At 62.3% G+C, this 16,650-nt stretch carries 16 protein-coding genes and 1 tRNA gene; 10 read left to right on the top strand and 7 right to left on the bottom strand.

The window, feature by feature from the left end; translation table 11 throughout:
- Positions 1 to 76: 76 nt before the first annotated feature.
- From plsX to AB8A27_RS08670, 6 genes are all read left to right on the top strand, one after another.
- Entirely contained in the window at positions 77 to 1,138 is a 1,062-nt protein-coding gene (plsX, locus tag AB8A27_RS08645) for a phosphate acyltransferase PlsX (RefSeq protein ID WP_441241560.1), read from the top strand.
- Positions 1,135 to 2,112: a beta-ketoacyl-ACP synthase III gene (locus tag AB8A27_RS08650; protein ID WP_441241561.1), complete on the top strand. Its 978-nt coding sequence runs from the start codon at positions 1,135 to 1,137 to the stop codon at positions 2,110 to 2,112. Before plsX ends, AB8A27_RS08650 begins: the two co-directional genes overlap by 4 nt.
- Positions 2,113 to 2,257: 145 nt before the next feature.
- Positions 2,258 to 2,593 (top strand): integration host factor subunit alpha, encoded by a 336-nt coding sequence (locus AB8A27_RS08655; protein ID WP_092152083.1) that lies wholly within the window; start codon positions 2,258 to 2,260, stop codon positions 2,591 to 2,593.
- Between the two features lie 35 nt (positions 2,594 to 2,628).
- Positions 2,629 to 3,474 (top strand): MerR family transcriptional regulator, encoded by an 846-nt coding sequence (locus AB8A27_RS08660; RefSeq protein WP_441241562.1) that lies wholly within the window; start codon positions 2,629 to 2,631, stop codon positions 3,472 to 3,474.
- An 80-nt stretch (positions 3,475 to 3,554) separates the two neighbouring features.
- Positions 3,555 to 3,632 (top strand) — tRNA-Pro (locus tag AB8A27_RS08665).
- A 449-nt stretch (positions 3,633 to 4,081) separates the two neighbouring features.
- Complete coding sequence (locus AB8A27_RS08670; RefSeq protein ID WP_441241563.1) at positions 4,082 to 4,219, top strand: hypothetical protein; 138 nt, start codon at positions 4,082 to 4,084, stop codon at positions 4,217 to 4,219.
- Between the two features lie 128 nt (positions 4,220 to 4,347).
- Here the strand turns inward: AB8A27_RS08670 and AB8A27_RS08675 are convergent, their stop codons facing one another.
- Positions 4,348 to 4,626, bottom strand: a complete 279-nt coding sequence (locus tag AB8A27_RS08675; RefSeq protein ID WP_441241564.1) for a hypothetical protein — start codon at positions 4,624 to 4,626, stop codon at positions 4,348 to 4,350.
- A 347-nt stretch (positions 4,627 to 4,973) separates the two neighbouring features.
- Positions 4,974 to 5,144 (bottom strand): hypothetical protein, encoded by a 171-nt coding sequence (locus AB8A27_RS08680; RefSeq protein ID WP_441241565.1) that lies wholly within the window; start codon positions 5,142 to 5,144, stop codon positions 4,974 to 4,976.
- A gap of 192 nt (positions 5,145 to 5,336) precedes the next feature.
- Here AB8A27_RS08680 and AB8A27_RS08685 point away from each other — a divergent pair, with 192 nt between their 5' ends.
- Positions 5,337 to 5,597 carry a hypothetical protein gene (locus AB8A27_RS08685; RefSeq protein ID WP_441241566.1) on the top strand — a complete coding sequence of 87 codons (261 nt, stop codon included), beginning with the start codon at positions 5,337 to 5,339 and terminating at the stop codon, positions 5,595 to 5,597.
- 64 nt (positions 5,598 to 5,661) lie between these two features.
- Here the strand turns inward: AB8A27_RS08685 and AB8A27_RS08690 are convergent, their stop codons facing one another.
- The 3 genes from AB8A27_RS08690 to AB8A27_RS08700 form a co-directional block, all read right to left on the bottom strand.
- On the bottom strand, positions 5,662 to 6,930 hold the full coding sequence (locus AB8A27_RS08690; protein ID WP_441241567.1) for an O-antigen ligase family protein: 1,269 nt from the start codon (positions 6,928 to 6,930) through the stop codon (positions 5,662 to 5,664).
- 204 nt (positions 6,931 to 7,134) lie between these two features.
- Complete coding sequence (locus AB8A27_RS08695; RefSeq protein ID WP_441241568.1) at positions 7,135 to 8,673, bottom strand: undecaprenyl-phosphate glucose phosphotransferase; 1,539 nt, start codon at positions 8,671 to 8,673, stop codon at positions 7,135 to 7,137.
- 108 nt (positions 8,674 to 8,781) lie between these two features.
- Positions 8,782 to 9,915: a glycosyltransferase family 4 protein gene (locus AB8A27_RS08700; protein ID WP_441241569.1), complete on the bottom strand. Its 1,134-nt coding sequence runs from the start codon at positions 9,913 to 9,915 to the stop codon at positions 8,782 to 8,784.
- Between the two features lie 233 nt (positions 9,916 to 10,148).
- On the opposite strand from AB8A27_RS08700, the gene AB8A27_RS08705 reads away from it, so the two are divergent.
- Positions 10,149 to 12,458: a GumC family protein gene (locus tag AB8A27_RS08705; protein WP_441241570.1), complete on the top strand. Its 2,310-nt coding sequence runs from the start codon at positions 10,149 to 10,151 to the stop codon at positions 12,456 to 12,458.
- Positions 12,459 to 12,629: 171 nt separating this feature from the next.
- Here AB8A27_RS08705 and AB8A27_RS08710 read toward each other — a convergent pair whose 3' ends face one another.
- A complete protein-coding gene (locus tag AB8A27_RS08710) occupies positions 12,630 to 13,811 on the bottom strand; it encodes a GNAT family N-acetyltransferase (protein WP_441241571.1) in 1,182 nt (393 codons plus the stop codon).
- Between the two features lie 127 nt (positions 13,812 to 13,938).
- Here AB8A27_RS08710 and AB8A27_RS08715 point away from each other — a divergent pair, with 127 nt between their 5' ends.
- On the top strand, positions 13,939 to 14,976 hold the full coding sequence (locus AB8A27_RS08715) for a polysaccharide deacetylase family protein (RefSeq protein WP_441241572.1): 1,038 nt from the start codon (positions 13,939 to 13,941) through the stop codon (positions 14,974 to 14,976).
- 105 nt (positions 14,977 to 15,081) lie between these two features.
- Here the strand turns inward: AB8A27_RS08715 and AB8A27_RS08720 are convergent, their stop codons facing one another.
- A complete protein-coding gene (locus tag AB8A27_RS08720; RefSeq protein WP_441241573.1) occupies positions 15,082 to 15,303 on the bottom strand; it encodes a DUF2842 domain-containing protein in 222 nt (73 codons plus the stop codon).
- A 154-nt stretch (positions 15,304 to 15,457) separates the two neighbouring features.
- Here AB8A27_RS08720 and AB8A27_RS08725 point away from each other — a divergent pair, with 154 nt between their 5' ends.
- Positions 15,458 to 16,549 (top strand): COX15/CtaA family protein, encoded by a 1,092-nt coding sequence (locus AB8A27_RS08725; RefSeq protein ID WP_441241574.1) that lies wholly within the window; start codon positions 15,458 to 15,460, stop codon positions 16,547 to 16,549.
- The last annotated feature ends 101 nt before the right edge of the window (positions 16,550 to 16,650 follow it).

Genomic DNA, 16,650 nt, shown 5'->3' on the forward strand with positions numbered 1-16,650 from the left:
CTGCCGCCAATTGCGGCAGACTTCGTCCGCGGCCACGAGCGTCACAGGCCGCAAGAGACAGGTTTCCGGAACGTCCATGCCGAAAAAGGTTCGCATCGCGCTAGACGCCATGGGTGGCGACATCGGCGCATCGGTGGTCATTCCCGGCGCTGCGATTTCGTTGACCCGACATCCCGACAGTGAGTTCCTGCTGTTCGGTGACAGCGCGCTGATCGAGACAGAACTCGCCAATCATCCGGCATTGAAGGCCGTATCGAAGGTGATCCATACCGACGTTGCCGTCAGCATGCATGACAAGCCGAGCCAGGCGCTGCGCCGTGGCCGCAAGGTCTCGTCGATGTGGCTGGCGATCGAAGCGGTGAAGAAGGGCGAGGCCGATGTCGCGGTCTCCGCCGGCAACACCGGCGCGCTGATGGCGATGGCGCGGTTCTGCCTGCGCATGCTCGACGGTATCGAGCGTCCGGGTCTCGCCGCGATCTGGCCAACCACGCGCGGCGACTCGGTGGTGCTCGATCTCGGCGCCACCATCGGCGGCGATGCCAACCATCTGAAGACGCTCGCCGTGATGGGCAGCGCCATGGCCAGCGCGCTGTTCGATCTGGCGCGGCCGACGGTCGGCCTGCTCAATATCGGCGTCGAGGAAATCAAGGGCGGCGACGAAATCCGCGATGCCGCCGAACTACTGCGCAAGGCCGACCTGCCGCAGCTCGAATTCGTCGGCTTCGTCGAGGGCGACGGCATCGGCCGCGGTGATGCCGACGTGATCGTCACTGAAGGCTTTAGCGGCAATATCGCGCTCAAGGCCGCCGAAGGTACCGCGCGGCAGTTCGCAGAATATCTGCGCAATGCCATGGCCCGCACCTGGCGCTCGCGCATCGGCTACCTGTTCGCCAAGAACGCCTTCAAGGCGGTGCGCGACAAGGTCGATCCCAACAAGTCCAACGGAGCGGTGTTTCTCGGCCTGCGCGGCATCGTGGTGAAGAGCCACGGTGGCACCAATGCCGACGGTTTCGCCTATGCGGTGGATGTCGGCTACGACATGGTCCGCTACGACCTTCTCACCAAGATCAATCAAATGCTCAACCGCGACGGCCAAGCGCTCCCTGCGAGCCCGGCTGCGCAGGAGGCTGTCTCGTGACTGCGATACGTTCGGTCGTGCTCGGCTGCGGCTCCTATTTGCCGGAGCGGATCCTGACCAATGCCGAACTGGCATCCAAGGTCGATACATCGGACGAGTGGATCGTCCAGCGCACCGGTATCAAGCAGCGCCACATCGCTGCCGACGGCGAGTTCACCTCGCATCTGGCGATCAAGGCCGCGCAGGCGGCGCTGGCCAATGCCGGCGTCGACGCGCAGTCCATCGACCTGATCGTGCTGGCGACCTCGACTCCCGACAATACGTTCCCGGCAACCGCCGTTGCGGTACAGAACGCGCTCGGCATCACGCACGGCGCGGCGTTCGACCTACAGGCGGTGTGTTCCGGTTTCATCTTTGGGCTGACCACCGCCGACAGCCTGCTGCGCACCGGCGCCGGCAAGCGCGCGCTGGTAATCGGCGCGGAAACTTTCTCGCGGATTCTCGACTGGACCGATCGCGGAACCTGCGTGCTGTTCGGTGATGGTGCCGGTGCGGTGGTGCTGGAAGCACAGACCCAGCCCGGCGCAGCCAGCGATCGCGGCGTGCTGACCACGCATCTGCGTTCCGACGGCCGGCACAAGGAAAAGCTGTTCGTCGATGGCGGCCCGTCCTCGACGCAGACGGTGGGTTACCTGCGCATGGAAGGCCGCGAGGTCTTCAAACATGCGGTGGGCATGATCACCGACGTGATCGTCGACGCGTTCAATGCGACCGGTGCGAGCGCGGAGACCATCGACTGGTTCGTGCCGCATCAGGCCAACAAGCGCATTATCGACGCGTCGGCGCACAAACTTCATATTGCGCCGCAAAAGGTGGTGCTGACCGTGGACCTTCACGGCAACACATCGGCGGCGTCGATTCCGCTCGCATTGTCGGTGGCGGTCAATGACGGCCGCATCAAGAAGGGCGACCTTGTGTTGCTCGAAGCCATGGGCGGCGGCTTCACCTGGGGGTCTGCGCTCATTCGCTGGTGATGCGCCGGCGTTGATGCAGATCAACAACATCTCAAATTGTCATGATTTTCCATGCCTTTGCATCGATGGTGACTGTTGACCGGAGCGCGTTAACCTCCTAATTTCTGACGCGAATTTGGTTCGCCGAGAGTAGTTGGGGCAGGCGATGACGGGCACGGGAAAAACAGTCACACGCGTCGATCTGTGCGAGGCGGTCTACCAAAAGGTAGGTCTCTCGCGCACGGAGTCGTCCGCGTTTGTTGAACTGGTTTTGAAAGAAATTACGGATTGTCTGGAGAAGGGCGAGACAGTGAAGCTGTCGTCGTTCGGCTCCTTCATGGTGCGCAAAAAAGGCGAGCGCATCGGCCGCAATCCGAAGACAGGCACAGAAGTACCGATCTCGCCGCGGCGAGTCATGGTATTCAAGCCGTCGGCGATCCTGAAACAGCGGATCAACGGCGACAGCGCCGCAGTGGGCAACGGTAAAGATCACGACGACTAGCTAGAGAAACAGGGCGAACCACAGGGATCCTGCACTTGGACAAAGCGCCGGATGCGTTTCGAACCATAAGCGAGGTCGCTGACGATCTCGATATACCGCAGCATGTTCTGCGGTTCTGGGAAACGCGGTTCACTCAAATCAAACCGATGAAGCGATCCGGCGGCCGGCGATATTATCGTCCGGACGATGTCGATCTGCTGCGCGGCATCCGCCGGTTGCTCTACGGCGAGGGCTATACCATCCGCGGCGTGCAACGAATCCTGAAAGAGAACGGCATCAAGTCGGTGCAGGGGCTGGTCGACGGCCACGCTGCGCCGAGCTTCGCGCCGATGTCCGCTGCCGCCGTCGCGCCGCGCGTCCAGGCGAAGCGTCCCGTGGTCGAGGAGGAGCACGAGGAAGAAGAGGTCGAGGACGAGGCCGAACTCGAGGAGGAGATCGAGGAAGAGGCCGAAGACGAGGCTGAGGCCGAGGACGCCGAAGAGGAAGACGCCGAGGACGAGGAAGAAGAGGGCGACGAGGAAGAAGAAGAGGGGGAAGACGAAGAGGACGAGGAAGAAGAGGCTGAGGAAGAGGAAGACGAGGAGGAAGCCGCTCCTGCTCCCGTCGCCGGCCGCCGCGAACCTCCGATGACGTCGACTTCGCCGCGCGTGGAACCACAGCTGCAGCGGCCGCCATCGCGGGCAAACCCCGTATTGGCAAACCCTGTTGCAGCACGGCCCGAACCGGCGATGTCGGCTCCGGCGCAGAGCGCCAGACCGGCTGCGGCCCCGGGCCCAAGGCCGAACCCGCAGCGCCGGCTGGAGCGCGAGCGGCTCGAAGCCGTGCTCGAGGAGCTGCTGTCGGCGCGCCGCGCGCTCGATACGGCGATGAAGGACGGCTAGCCAGCGTCCCACAGCCAATCCGTTTCAATCCGCTCAGCCTTCTTGCGCCTCGGACGGATCGAAGCTACACGATGCCCCATCGGAGCGTAGCGCAGCCCGGTTAGCGCACTAGTCTGGGAGACTAGGGGTCGGAGGTTCGAATCCTCTCGCTCCGACCATTTTTCCAAATAATTTCAAGATATTATAGGTCCCGCATGTGAGCGGTGCCGCCTGGATTGGGCGGCCTCGACCAAACTCTCGTGGCGCAGGCCTTACGATCCCGGCTCGACGAAATTACCGTGAATCACGTCGTCTTTCCGTCCGGCGAACCAGAGAAGCCCGATATAGGCCGCTGCACAAATGAGGAAGCCGAGGACAATAATCTCTAACATAATATCTACTCTACGCTGAAAACATTAGACTTCTCCCGGCGCCGGGCTCCGTCAATTGCCCCGGCCGCATTCCTTAATGAATCCTTTCCGTCGTGACCCTTTGGCCACAGATGCCGCTGGCCACAGATCCAGGTGCCGCGATCGGAATAGCGGCAGGCGGGTGGCGCCGTATGTCGTTTTTGCGCCAATGGAACCCTTCGTCATCGAGCCGGTTATCCTGAAAACAGGAGGCTCGCATGGCAAGTCACTGGCATACCGCAGATGGTCCGTCGGAGATCCGGCATGAGGATGATATCGGCTACTACGGTGGCTGGACTATCAGCGGGTTGGCGGTGGTTGCGACCATCACGGCTGTCTGGCTGTTTGGTATCTAGGCCACTGCGTAATTAAAGCACTTGCGGTGAGTGACGACGCAGCAGCGATGCGAGCGAGTGCTGAGGGATAGTGACGAAAAGAGGCCCGGAGCAATGCTCCGGGCCTCTTTCGTTTCAGCTAGCTGCGGTTAGTAGTAACCGTAGCTGCGATAGTAGCGGGGACCGCCATAGTAGCCGCCGCCGTAACCGTAGCGCGGACCATAGGCATAACGCGGCCCGTAATGGCGCGGACCATAATATCCGTAACCGGGGCCGTAGGCGCCATAGGCACCGGCCGCCAATGCGCCGGCTGCGATGCCAAGACCAATGGCGGCGCCGCGACCGCCACGCGCTTCTGCGGGTTTCGATGCGATCGACGCTGCGCCGACGGCAGCGACGGTGGCAAGAACAAGAGCTGTTTTCTTCATGCTGCTTCTCCTTCGTATCGAGAAGTCAACGTATCGGTGTTTTGAAGGTTCGGTTCCAATTCATGGCACATCGACCACAAATTTTGCCGCGATGAGGGAACGAATGACGTTGCTTCACGAGCAACAAGTCTCGCAGCTTTACGTGTTGCAACCGAAAGCGAGATGCGCGTGCACCGTCGGTCATCTCGCAGCGGATGATGGTTCCAGAAAAAGATAATGGCCCGGAGCGAACTCCGAGCCATCAAACGCAGACGTACATCCGGTCCGCGCTCCTTGACTCCACACTGAGTCGAGAAGGTTAAGGAATGTCTAACGTCAATGCGTGACGGCATGATGACCGATTGCGATCATCCCGTCGGGCCTTCGACTTCCTTGTGATCCTTGTCAGGCAAAACACCGCTGCCGGGCGTCCTGCTCTCGTCGGTCAGTTCCGGTCTGTCATGCGGGCCGGCCGGCGGAATTTTCTGATCGGGCTTCGGTTGTTTGTCGAAGGCGCGGTTCTTTGCTTGCTGTGTCATGCAAAGAGAACGACTCAGTTTCGCGCGTGTTCCCAGTGATGATGTCCATCGCAAATCACGAGAGAGATCGCGAGAGAGTCTGACACGACGCGAATATGTGGGTCCTGCGTCGATGTGTTCCATTTTATGCGGAACCATCCGGATGGTAGCGGCTTGTCCCACGATACTTTTTAAAGGAAGGAATAAATTGTCATGATCAAGAAACTGGCTTTGCTGGCGGCTGCGGCCGTTCTCTATGTCGCAGCACCTGCAGGCCCCGCGTCTGCGCAGGGCATCAATGTGCAGATCGGCGGCGGTGGCTATCACCATCATGATCGTGGCTATCATCGCGGTCCTGGCTATCGCCAGAGCCGCGCCTATATGCGCCGCGACTACGGTCGTCGCGACTACGGTCACCGCCATCACGGCTGGGATCGCGGCGGTTCGCGTACCAAGACCGTGATCGTTCGCTAACGGACGTCAATGGTTTGAACGAAGCAGCCTCGCGCAAGCGGGGCTGTTTTCTTTTGTGCGTTTGTCAGGCGCTGCCTGGCTGCGCGGAGGCTGCACGCGATTGCGCTGTGGCCATATATTGCTGCGTGGCGACGAACATGCCCCACATCGCGCCGAGCATCATCCAGAAGTGGCGCCAGTGATCGGTGTCGATGATGAAGGCCTCGCCGACCGTGCCGAGATAGGCTGCGAACACCGCGAGATAAGCGCGCTGCCATGGCACGCGGACGAAAATATAGCGGAAGCCGAGCAGGGCGGTGATGAACACCAGCGCGGGATAGCACACGCCGGAAATCCAGCCGCCGGACATGAAGGCGTTGAGATAGGAGTTGTGGGTGTCTTCCGGAAAGAAGCGCGTGAATTGCAGCGGGCCGATGCCGAATGGCAGATCGAGCGCCATCTGCGCGCCGAGCACATGCCGGCCGAAACGGCCGAAGCGGCCTTCGTCATATTTCTGATCGAACGAGGCGCGCTGCTTGAACATGTCGGCGATGAAGTCGAATTGCAGCAGGATCACGATCACCAGTACCACGACGGCGATGGCCGCCAGCGCCATGATGATAATGCGCGAGCGCTGTTTGTTGGACTGGCTGGTCAGCACCATCAGCATCAGCATGAAGGCGGAGGTGATCGCCAGCAGGCCCCAGGCGGCGCGGGAGAAGGCGAGCAGGACGGCGAGCGCAATGATGCCGAGCGCGATAGCGCTGCGCAGCGAGCGACCGAAACCGTCGCTGACGACGCTCTGCAGGCAGAACAGCGCCGGCAGCACCAGAAACGCGCCCAGCACGTTGGGATCCTTGAACGTGCCGGAGGCGCGGCCATAGAGCGTGAACATCCCGGCGCCGGGGATCAGATTCAGATAGCCCAAGATGCCGGTCAGCGATGCCACCAGTGCGCCGACGATCAGGCCGCGGCGCAAGAGATCGATGCGCGTCAGCGTGTCCTCGGACATCACCAGCGCGACGAAGATCGCCATGATGGCCATGTACCAGGAGGTCAGGATCCAGTTCACGACCGGCGCCTTGTCGAGCAGATAGGCCGCGCAGATCGTGTAGCCGATATTGACCAGGAACAGCAGGATCAGCAGCGGCACGAACACCAGCCGCATACGCAGGCCCGACGCGAAGAAGACGACCATCGCGGTGAGGGTCGCGATCTCGAAGGGGCTCGGCTCGATGAAGACGATGGCGCCGCCAAAACCCATCGCCCATAGCAGCGCGCGCTGCAGCGTCACCACGGCGGGAGGCGCCGCGGGCGAGGCGATGTAGTGATCGAGTGAGGCGTGAGTGCTCATGGCGGCGCGATGTTAGCGTTGTGGTGTTGACGAGTGGTGTAGGCTGGAAAAACGCTCATGCGTCGTCCCCGCGAAGGCGGGGACCCATAACCACGGTCGATGCATTAAGAACGGCAGAGTTACCCAGACAACGCTTTCATTTTTTTCTCCAGCGTGTATGGGTCCCCGCCTTCGCGGGGACGACATGCGGAGTGGGGTGCCGCCTCAATACGCGTTCTCGTTCTTGGTCAGCAGCGACACCGGCGTTTTCAGCAGGATGTAGACGTCGAACAGCACCGACCAGTTCTCGATGTAATAGAGGTCGAACTCGACGCGCTTCTGCAGTTTCTCCTCGCTGTCGACCTCGCCGCGCCAGCCATTGACCTGCGCCCAGCCGGTGATCCCGGGCTTGACGCGGTGGCGGGCGAAATAGCCGTCCACGGCCTCGTCCAGCAGCTGGCTCTGTACCCTCTGCTGAACCGCGTGGGGGCGGGGGCCGACCAGCGACAGGTTGTTCTTGAACACCACGTTGAAGAGCTGCGGCAGCTCGTCGATGGAGGATTTGCGAATGAAACGGCCGACGCGGGTGACGCGCTTGTCGCCCTTGGTCACGACGGTCTTGGCCAGCGGGTCGGCCTGGTCGTGATAGAGCGAGCGAAACTTGAAGACGTCGATGCGCTCGTTGTTGAAGCCGAAGCGCTTCTGGCGGAACAGCACCGGGCCCGGGCTGTCGAGCTTGATGGCGATGGCGACCAGCGCCATGAAGGGCAATGCAGCGAGCAGGACCAACCCGCCGACGATATGGTCGAACAGCCATTTCATCACCAGATCCCAGTCGGTGATCGGCGCCTCGAATACATCGAGGGTCGGCACCTTGCCGAGATAGGAATAGGAGCGGGGGCGGAAACGCAGCTTGTTGGTATGCGCGGACAGGCGGATATCCACCGGCAACACCCACAGCTTCTTGAGCATTTCCAGAATGCGCGTCTCGGCCGAGATCGGCAGCGCGAACAGCACGAGATCGACGCGGGTGCGCCGCGCGAATTCGATGATGTCATCGACCTTGCCGAGCTTCGGCGCGCCTGCGATCGTGTCCATGGAGCGCTTGTCGTTGCGGTCGTCGAACACGCCGAGGATCTGGATGTCGGAATCTTCCTGGGCGTTGAGATCCCTGATCAGCGTCTCGCCATTGGTGTCGGCGCCGACAATGATGGTGCGGCGGTCGAGCCGACCCTGATGCGCCCAGCGCTTGATCAGCGCGCGCACGACGGCGCGTTCCGCGATCAGGGCAAAGAGACCGATGAAGAAGAATGACGACAGCCAAACACGCGACACCGCGCCGCCGACCTTGGCGAAGAACGAGACACCGATGAACAGCAGGAACACGAAGGCCCATGCCGACATCATGCGCGTGAGCTGCTTGATGTGGCCGCGGAAGACCTGCACCTGATAGATATCGGCAGACTGGAAACACACCACGGCACCAGCCGCCATCGCGACGATGGCGGCGAGGTATTCCCACCTGACGCCTGCGACCGGCGCGACATAGAGCAGGTTGAGCCCAATGCCGATGATGCTGAGCATCAGGAAATCGATGACGCGTACGACGCCGGTGATGACGACCGGTGAATAGGCGGCGCGCACCTTCTGATCGACAACGGCAAGCGCTTCCGGCGTGAGGCGCCGACGACGTTCGAACTGGCGCTGACCGGGCGCGTCCGTCGCGGCCGCGTCGATCATTGAGCGTGCGTTGATCGGTTCCAAGGTGAAATGTCCGTTGTTGCGCTAGCGTGCGATGTCGCACGTCAAGCCTACTGCTTTTCGTGAAAATTACCGGACAAATCGGAAGATTTGGTTACAGGTTAAGGAGAGTTAACGTTCCGCAAATGCGTTGCGATAGCCGTCGATGACGCCCTCGACCATCGCGTCCTGGGAGAAATGTTCCGCGATGCGCTCACGGAGCAATTGTGCACGCGTCCGCGCAGCGGTGATGTCGTCGAGAGCGGTTTTGATCGCTGCGGCCATGGCGTCGACATTGTTCGACTGGAACAATGCGGAGGTGTGCGATCCGAAGATTTCCGGAATGCCGCCCACATTGGCGGCGATCATCGGAATGCCCGCGGCTGCGGCCTCGATCACCACATAGGGCATCGAGTCGCCGCGCGATGGAACCACCAGCAGGCGTCCTTTCGAGAAGCCGTAACGCGGTTTGACATGGCCGATGAAACGCACGGCGGTGCCGAGGCCGAGGCGCTGGATCTGTGCCTTCAATGCGTTGGTCTCTTCGCCGTCGCCGCCCAGCGTCAGGGTGACGGGCTGGCCGTCGGCACGCAGGCGCGCCACGGCATCGACCAGCAGGTCCGCGCCCTTGATGCGGCGGAATTCGCCGACATAGCAGACATCGGTCGCATCATCGGCGGGCTCGATGGGGTCGAACTCATCGGATGTCACGCCGTTGAAGACGCATTTCACAAGGCCTGACGGGGTGCCGATCATGCGCTGATAGGTGTCGCGGGCGAAGGCGCTCTCGAACAGGAACAGTTCGGTACGGTTCATCAGCGCGCGTTCGAGGCGGCTGTAGAAGGCGCCTTTCGCGGTGTTTTGCGGATAGTGCAGCGAGCCGCCATGCGGCGTGTAGATGCGGATGACATTGTTCGACTTTGCCTTCAGGCGCACGAAGGCGCCGGCCTTGGCGCCGTGGCCATGCAGCACATCCGGCTTCAGCCGGCTGGCGAGGCGCATGAACTGCATCCAGACCAGAACGTCGGTGGGATGCGGCTCGCGGTGGATCGGCAGGCGATGGGTGCCGAGTGTCAGGCGCGGCGCGATCTCGGCCAGCGCATCGCGCGCACGGTCGCCGCCGGTGAGGCTGTCGGCGACAATGCCCACATGATGGCCGCGATCCGCCTGGCCGTTGGCGACATCGATGATGTGGCGAAAGATGCCGCCGACCGGCGCGCGGACAGCGTGCAGGATGCGAAGCGGCTTGTCCGAAGGTGCGCGCATAATCAGAATCGGCATTCGCTGACGAGGAGGGCGTCGCCGGGAGCTGGGACGCACATCGGAAAATCCCTGAAGCAATTGAATCCAATAAGAGGCTTCGTCGTTAAAAAACCGTGTGGATACAGGGCTTCCGCCGCAATATGCGGTATCAGTCTGCCGATTAACCGCACAGCAACCTTAATCGTATTTAATCGGTTCCGTTGAGTAGGCGCAGTGGCGTTCTGGTGGGGTAGGCGATGCGTTTGGCATTCTGGCGTGCAGGCAAAGGCGATGCGTCGGTCGAACGGGCCGTCAAGGCGCCAACCATGCCAAACCCGGCTGCACGCAAAAATCCCGAGAAGAAAGCAGAGCGTGTGATCGCTGCGCCGGCGCAGGCGCCCGATCTCGGCGACCTCGATCTACGCGCGCTGTGGCAGGCACTCGTCCGTCGCAGGATGTGGGTTATCGTCCCGACGCTGCTGGCACTTGTCGGTTCGCTCGTCATCGTCAACATCATCACGCCGCGCTTCAAGTCCGAAGCGCGCATCCTGATCGACGGACGTGAAAACGTTTTCCTGCGGCCAAGCGGCGAACGCAACGAAGAGCGTACCTCGCTCGATGCGGAAGCCGTGACCAGCCAGGTGCAGTTGCTGTTGTCGCGCGATCTCGCCCGCGAGATCATCAAGAAGAACAAGCTCGCCGAGCGCCCGGAATTCGATCCGGTGTTGCAGGGGGCGCAGCCATGGCGGTCGCTGCTCGGCCTGATGGGCATCGGCCGCGATCCGTTCTCGATGACGCCTGAAGAGCGCGTGCTCGATGCCTATTACGAGCGCCTGACGGCCTATGCGGTCGACAAGTCGCGCGTCATGGTCGTCGAATTCCAGTCGCGTGATCCCGAGCTTGCCGCGCGCGTCGCCAATTCCATTGCCGACGGCTATCTGGTGATGCAGCAGAACGCGCGGCAGAATCAGGCAAGGTCGGCCGGGCAGTGGCTGTCCGGCGAGATCGATGACCTGCGCAAGAAGGTCGTCGAGGCGGAAGCGCGCGCGGAGGAATTCCGCTCCAAGTCCAGCCTGTTCATCGGCACCAACAATACGTCGCTCTCCAACCAGCAGCTCGGTGAGATCAACAGCCAGCTCAACAATGCGCGCTCGCTGAAGTCCGATGCCGAGTCCAAGGCGCGGCTCATCAAGGACATGTTGCAGACCGGTAAGCCGATCGAGTTCTCGGACGTGCTGAATTCCGACCTGATCCGCCGGCTCTCGGAGCAGCGCGTGACGTTGCGTGCGCAGCTTGCTGAGCAGTCCTCAACGCTGCTCGACAATCACCCGCGCATCAAGGAGTTGCGGGCGCAGCTCGGTGATCTCGACAAGCAGTTGCGCGACGAAGCCGCGAAACTATCGCGCACCTTCGAGAACGATGCGCGCATTGCCGGTGGCCGCGTCGATGGTCTCACCAACAATCTCGAACAGCTGAAGCGCCAGGCGACGTCCAGCAACGGCCAGGATGTGCAGTTGCGGGCGCTGGAGCGCGAGGCGAGGGCGCAGCGCGACCTGCTCGAATCCTATCTGGCGAAATACCGTGAAGCGTCCACGCGCGAGAATATCGAGGCGGCACCGACCGATGGTCGCATCATCTCCCGCGCTATCGTGTCGAACACGCCGGCCTATCCGAAGAAACTCCCGATCGTGCTGATCGCGACGCTGGCCACGCTGATGCTGACTGCCGGTGGCATCGTCACCAGCGAGCTGCTGCGCATGACCGCGCCGCGCGGTGCTGCACCAATGGCGCCGGTCGTGCAGGCCCGCGTCACCGAGCCGGTGTTCAAGCCGTTCGTGGAACAGGCGCCTGCTGCCGTGCGTGAGCCGGAAACTGTCGTTGCGCCGGGCCTCGTGCCTGAGCCGGCTCCTGTTGCCGCGCCGCAGCCCGTGGTGCGCGACACCCATCCCGAACTGGCCGCCGGCGTCAGCGAAATCGAACAGCTTGCGCAGGAGTTTCGAGCTGCCGGCAAATCGGCGCGCAAGATCACGATCCTCGGCACCGGCCACAACGACAATATCGCGCTCACGGCGTTGACGCTCTCGCGCATCCTGTCGCGTGACGCGAAGGTGGTGCTGGTCGATCTGGCCGCGTCGTCGCCGACGCTGGAAGCTGTGTCGAACGATCCGCGCGCCCCCGGACTGGCGGAGCTGATGCTGGGCGAGGCGTCGTTCGGCCAGGTGATTACCAAGGACCGGATGTCGGGCCTGCATATGGTGGCGGCCGGCCGCGCCGGCGCCGATCGGTCGCTGTTGCAGTCTCCGCGCCTGACCATGGCGCTCGATGCGCTGCTGCGCGTTTATGATCACGTGCTCCTCGACGCAGGTACCGCGGCTGATCTGCCTGCGGGACTTCTGACCGATCAGGCCCGCGCCGTGGTGGTGCCGGAAGCGAGCATGAGCATGGATGCGCGCGAGCTGATGGCCGAACAGCTCAAGGCCGTGGGCTTCGCCGATGTGAAGATGTTGCGTTCAGCGCCGCCGGCGAATGATCCGGTCGGGCCGGGCGGCCGCGTGTTTGCGGCGTGATCATGTAACTATCAATGCGTCGTCCCCGCCTAGTGCGCCGAAGGCGCACGCGGGGCGGGGACCCATACACGCTGAAGAGATGCTTCGAGAAAATTCGATCTGGCTCTGCCGCTTTGAGCCGGACTGACCGTGATTATGGGTCCCCGCCTTCGCGGGGACGACAATCGTAACTCAGCGCTGAAACGTCTGGCGCAACATCTGCGCCATCTGCAGCAGGGCTGGTGTCTGCTTCACTATTCGCTTGGCATGGGCGAAGGACGACAGGCCCATGGCGCCGAGCCTGCCGCGCGTGGTGAGCGGCACGAAACTGTCGAAGATCGGTTCGTCGTCCTTGCAGAACATCCGCTTGTAGTCGTCGCCGCCGATGCCGAGATCCAGCGAGGTCACGCCGCGTTCGGCATAGGCATCGATGATGGTGCGCATCAGGATCAGGCCGGGGCTGTATTTCGCATTCTCCGACATGGTGTAGGTGTTGAACATCATCGAGAAGCGGTTGTCGTCGGCGACGCCGGCGAACATCGCGATCACTTCCTCGTCGCAGACCAGCGCGTGGATATCGATGGTGTAGCCATCTGCGCGCGGCGTCGTACAGGCCTGGCGGATGAAGGCTTCGACGCCGGGCTCGGCGAAGACGTTGGGCAGGTTCTGTTCGGCCATGCGCAGCGGCTTGATGGCGAAGAAGGCGTCGAGCACGCGCTTGACCTCGGCCTCCGTCTTCGCATGCATGTAGCGATAGCCGGCAAGATTTCGATACTTGCCTTCCTTGGTCTTCAGGCGCTTGCGGAACGAATTGCTGATGCGATCGGTCGCCGCTTCGCCGGGCACCATCTTCAGCACCGGGCAATCATTGGTCGAGGCCTGGCTCGGCAACAGCGCGAGCGGATTGTCGATGCCGATCCAGCTTTTGGGCTGACGGAGCAGCGCGAGGACGTCGACCGTCTCGGTGTGCTTTTGAACTCCTTGCAGCAGCGCGTCTATATCGGCCCTTGTCGCCTGCATCGCGAAGTCGCGGCGGAACAGCGGCATGTTGAAGGTGACGTGTTTGCCGCCGAGATAGCCGGCGACGCGCATGCCGTTCTCACGGCTGACCGCGAGCGGCAGCAACATCAGCGGCTGATGTGCAGCGTCATAGGCGACGATAATGAAGGGCTTCAGGCCTTCCTGGGCGCCGATATGGGTCTGCCATGCCGACTGGAAATCGAAACGCTGATAGGGCGTGGAGAGTTGTTCGGAGCTCTCGAGGCCGCGCCAGATGGCTTCTGCGGCGCTGAAATCGCTGATGACATCGACGCGTGCGATGCGGCTCGCAACTGCCATTGCCACAGGTGTTTCCATCACAGCAGCCATGGTCATCGCGAAGCCTGTTTCAGATTTTGTTTAGATTTTTAGGTTTGGGCCGACCTTTGCAAAGAAATGTCAACAAACAGTAATGAGAATAGCCGACTGGCGAGAGGCACGACGCCGCTTGGGGGAATCTGCGGTGTCATACAAGACCGGTTGGCGCGCGGCGCTCGGCTTAGAGCTGACTTATCTCAGCGGCATGCACCGTCTGCTGGAACGCAGCCACGGCGGTGCCGGTATCATCCTCAAATTCGAACGCGTGCGGCCATCGCGGCAGGACGCTTTCCAGCCGCTGAAATCCCGCGAGATCACGCCGCACTTTCTCGACCGCACGATCCGCGCGCTGAAGCGCTGGCCTGTTGATATCGTCGGCATGGACGAGGTGTGTCGCCGCGCGAGTGCACCGCGATCGGGACGGCGCTTCGTGGCGCTGACCTTCGATGGCGGCACGCGCGACTTCGTCGATTTCGCCTATCCGCTGCTGGCGGCGCATGAGGTGCCGTTCACGCTCTATCTGCCGAGCGTATTTGCCGATGGGCTCGGCGCCATGTGGTGGCTGGCGCTGGAGCAGGCGATCGCAACGCATGATCGCATCAGCCTGATCGTCGATCACCGGCAGCGGCATTTCGAGACGGCCACTGTCGCTGACAAATATCGCGCCTATTACTATCTCGATAGCTGGCTGCGGACGTTGCCGCCGCATGAACTGGCCGTTGCGACCGACGATCTCTGCAAACGCTATTCCGTCGATCTTGCGACCCTGTCACATCATGCGGCGATGCATTGGGACGATGTGGCAACGTTTGTGGGAAATCCGCGGGCGACGATCGGCAGCAGCACGGTCAATTATCCCGTCCTCGCCAATCTCGGCGACAGCGCGGCGTCGCGCGAGATCGCCATGGGGCGGGCTGTGGCGCAAGCTGCGCTGCCCTACGAGCCACGGCATTTCGCCTATCCGTTCGGCGATAAAGCCTCATTCGACAGGCGTCACGTCGCGATGGTGGCGCAGGCCGGCTTTGCCAGCGCCGTGACATCGCTCCCCGGTGTCGTCGAGGCCGATGGCGGATCAAATCCTCTCGCGCTGCCGCGGCTGGCCTGGGACGGCCGGCGGCAATCGCTGCGCGCCTTGCGGGTGATGGTAGCGGGCGTGATGCTCGGCGCGGGCGCGCGGCGCTGACGCATGGTGTAGGATGGGTAGAGCGAAGCGAAACCCATCACTTCACGTTGGCATGATGGGTTTCGTTCCGGCGCTCCGCGCCTTCACTCTACCCATCCTACGATGTCAGCTGACGTCCCGCTCAGGATCGGCCTTGCTCATCCAGCTGATGATCGGCATCGCCGGCAGCACCCAGCCGAGGCCTGCGATGACGTAGAAGGCCGCCTGCAGCCAGCCGTTATTGGCCAGCCAAGGGGTCTGCGCCACGGTCATGCCGAGCAGCGACCACACCACCACGAGGATCAGCAGAAAGATGGTTCCGAAGAATTTGCGGGTGCGGATGGTCATGACGGAAATGTGCGGTCCAAAGTCGGCTTGAGATCGGGTTGGGCAAAGTGCCCAACTTTGCAGGCCTTCGCGGGCGGACTATAAGGGGCTCGAAATTTCATTCAAAGTGCTGATTTCTGGCGCTGATTTTGCGGCTGTTCCCGAGACCCCTGCGATGACCGCTCCGTCCCAAACCCGCCACAAGGAATTACGCCCGGTGCGCTGGTGGCTGATTGCCGTCGCCGCGATGATCGTGGCGATGGTGCTGGTGGGCGGCGCGACGCGGCTCACCGAGTCCGGCCTGTCGATCGTCGAATGGAAGCCGGTGACCGGCGCGATCCCGCCGCTCGATGAATCGCATTGGATCGCGGCCTTCGAAGCCTACAAGCAGATCCCGCAATATCGCGAACTGAACAGCGGCATGACGCTGGACGAGTTCAAGACCATCTTCTGGTGGGAATGGAGCCATCGTCTGCTCGGCCGCACCATCGGCGCGGTGTTCCTGCTGCCATTCCTCTGGTTCCTGTGGCGCGGCGTTCTCACCTCGGAGCTGAAGAAGCGGCTGTGGGTGATCTTCGGCCTTGGCGGCCTGCAGGGTTTTGTCGGCTGGTGGATGGTGGCTTCGGGCCTGACCCATCGTGTCGAGGTCTCGCAATATCGTCTGGCGGTGCATCTGATGCTGGCGCTGATCATCTTCGCCGCCATCGTCTGGACGCTGCGGCGGCTCGGTGATCGCGCGCCGGTGCTGGCCGCAGGCCGCTTGCGCGTCACGAGCTGGGTGTTGTTGGGGCTGACGTTCCTGCAGATCTATTTCGGTGCGCTGGTCGCGGGGCTTCGTGCCGGCCGCGTGTTCAATACCTGGCCGGAGATCGACGGCGCGCTGATCCCCTCGGCATCGCGGCTGTTCTTCGAGGACCCGTGGTGGCGCAACATGTTCGACAACACGCTGACGGTTCAGTTCCAGCATCGCATGACCGCCTATGCGCTGTTCGCGCTGGCGATCTGGCATGTGATCGATGCGATCCGCGCGCGGGCAGGGGCACCCGTCGTCAATGGCGCGCTGTGGCTGGCGGCATCGATCACAGTGCAGGCGGCGCTCGGCATTCTCACGCTGCTGTATCAGGTGCCGATCGATCTGGCGCTGACCCATCAGGCAGTGGCGATCGTGGTGCTCACGCTGGCGATCCTGCAGGTGGAGCGGATGAAGCCGCGCGGGGCGGCGTCGACGGAACGTCCGCTCGATCTCGCGGTCGGCAAGGCCGCGTGAAGAATAGCGAGACGTTTCTAGAACGATTGTAATGGAGTTGACGCAGTCGTGTGGCTGTGCGGCTTTCGCTCATGCGCACCGCGCAATAGATACGGCGCATC

The organism is Tardiphaga sp. 768_D3_N2_1, from assembly GCF_052076105.1.
Lineage (GTDB): Bacteria > Pseudomonadota > Alphaproteobacteria > Rhizobiales > Xanthobacteraceae > Tardiphaga.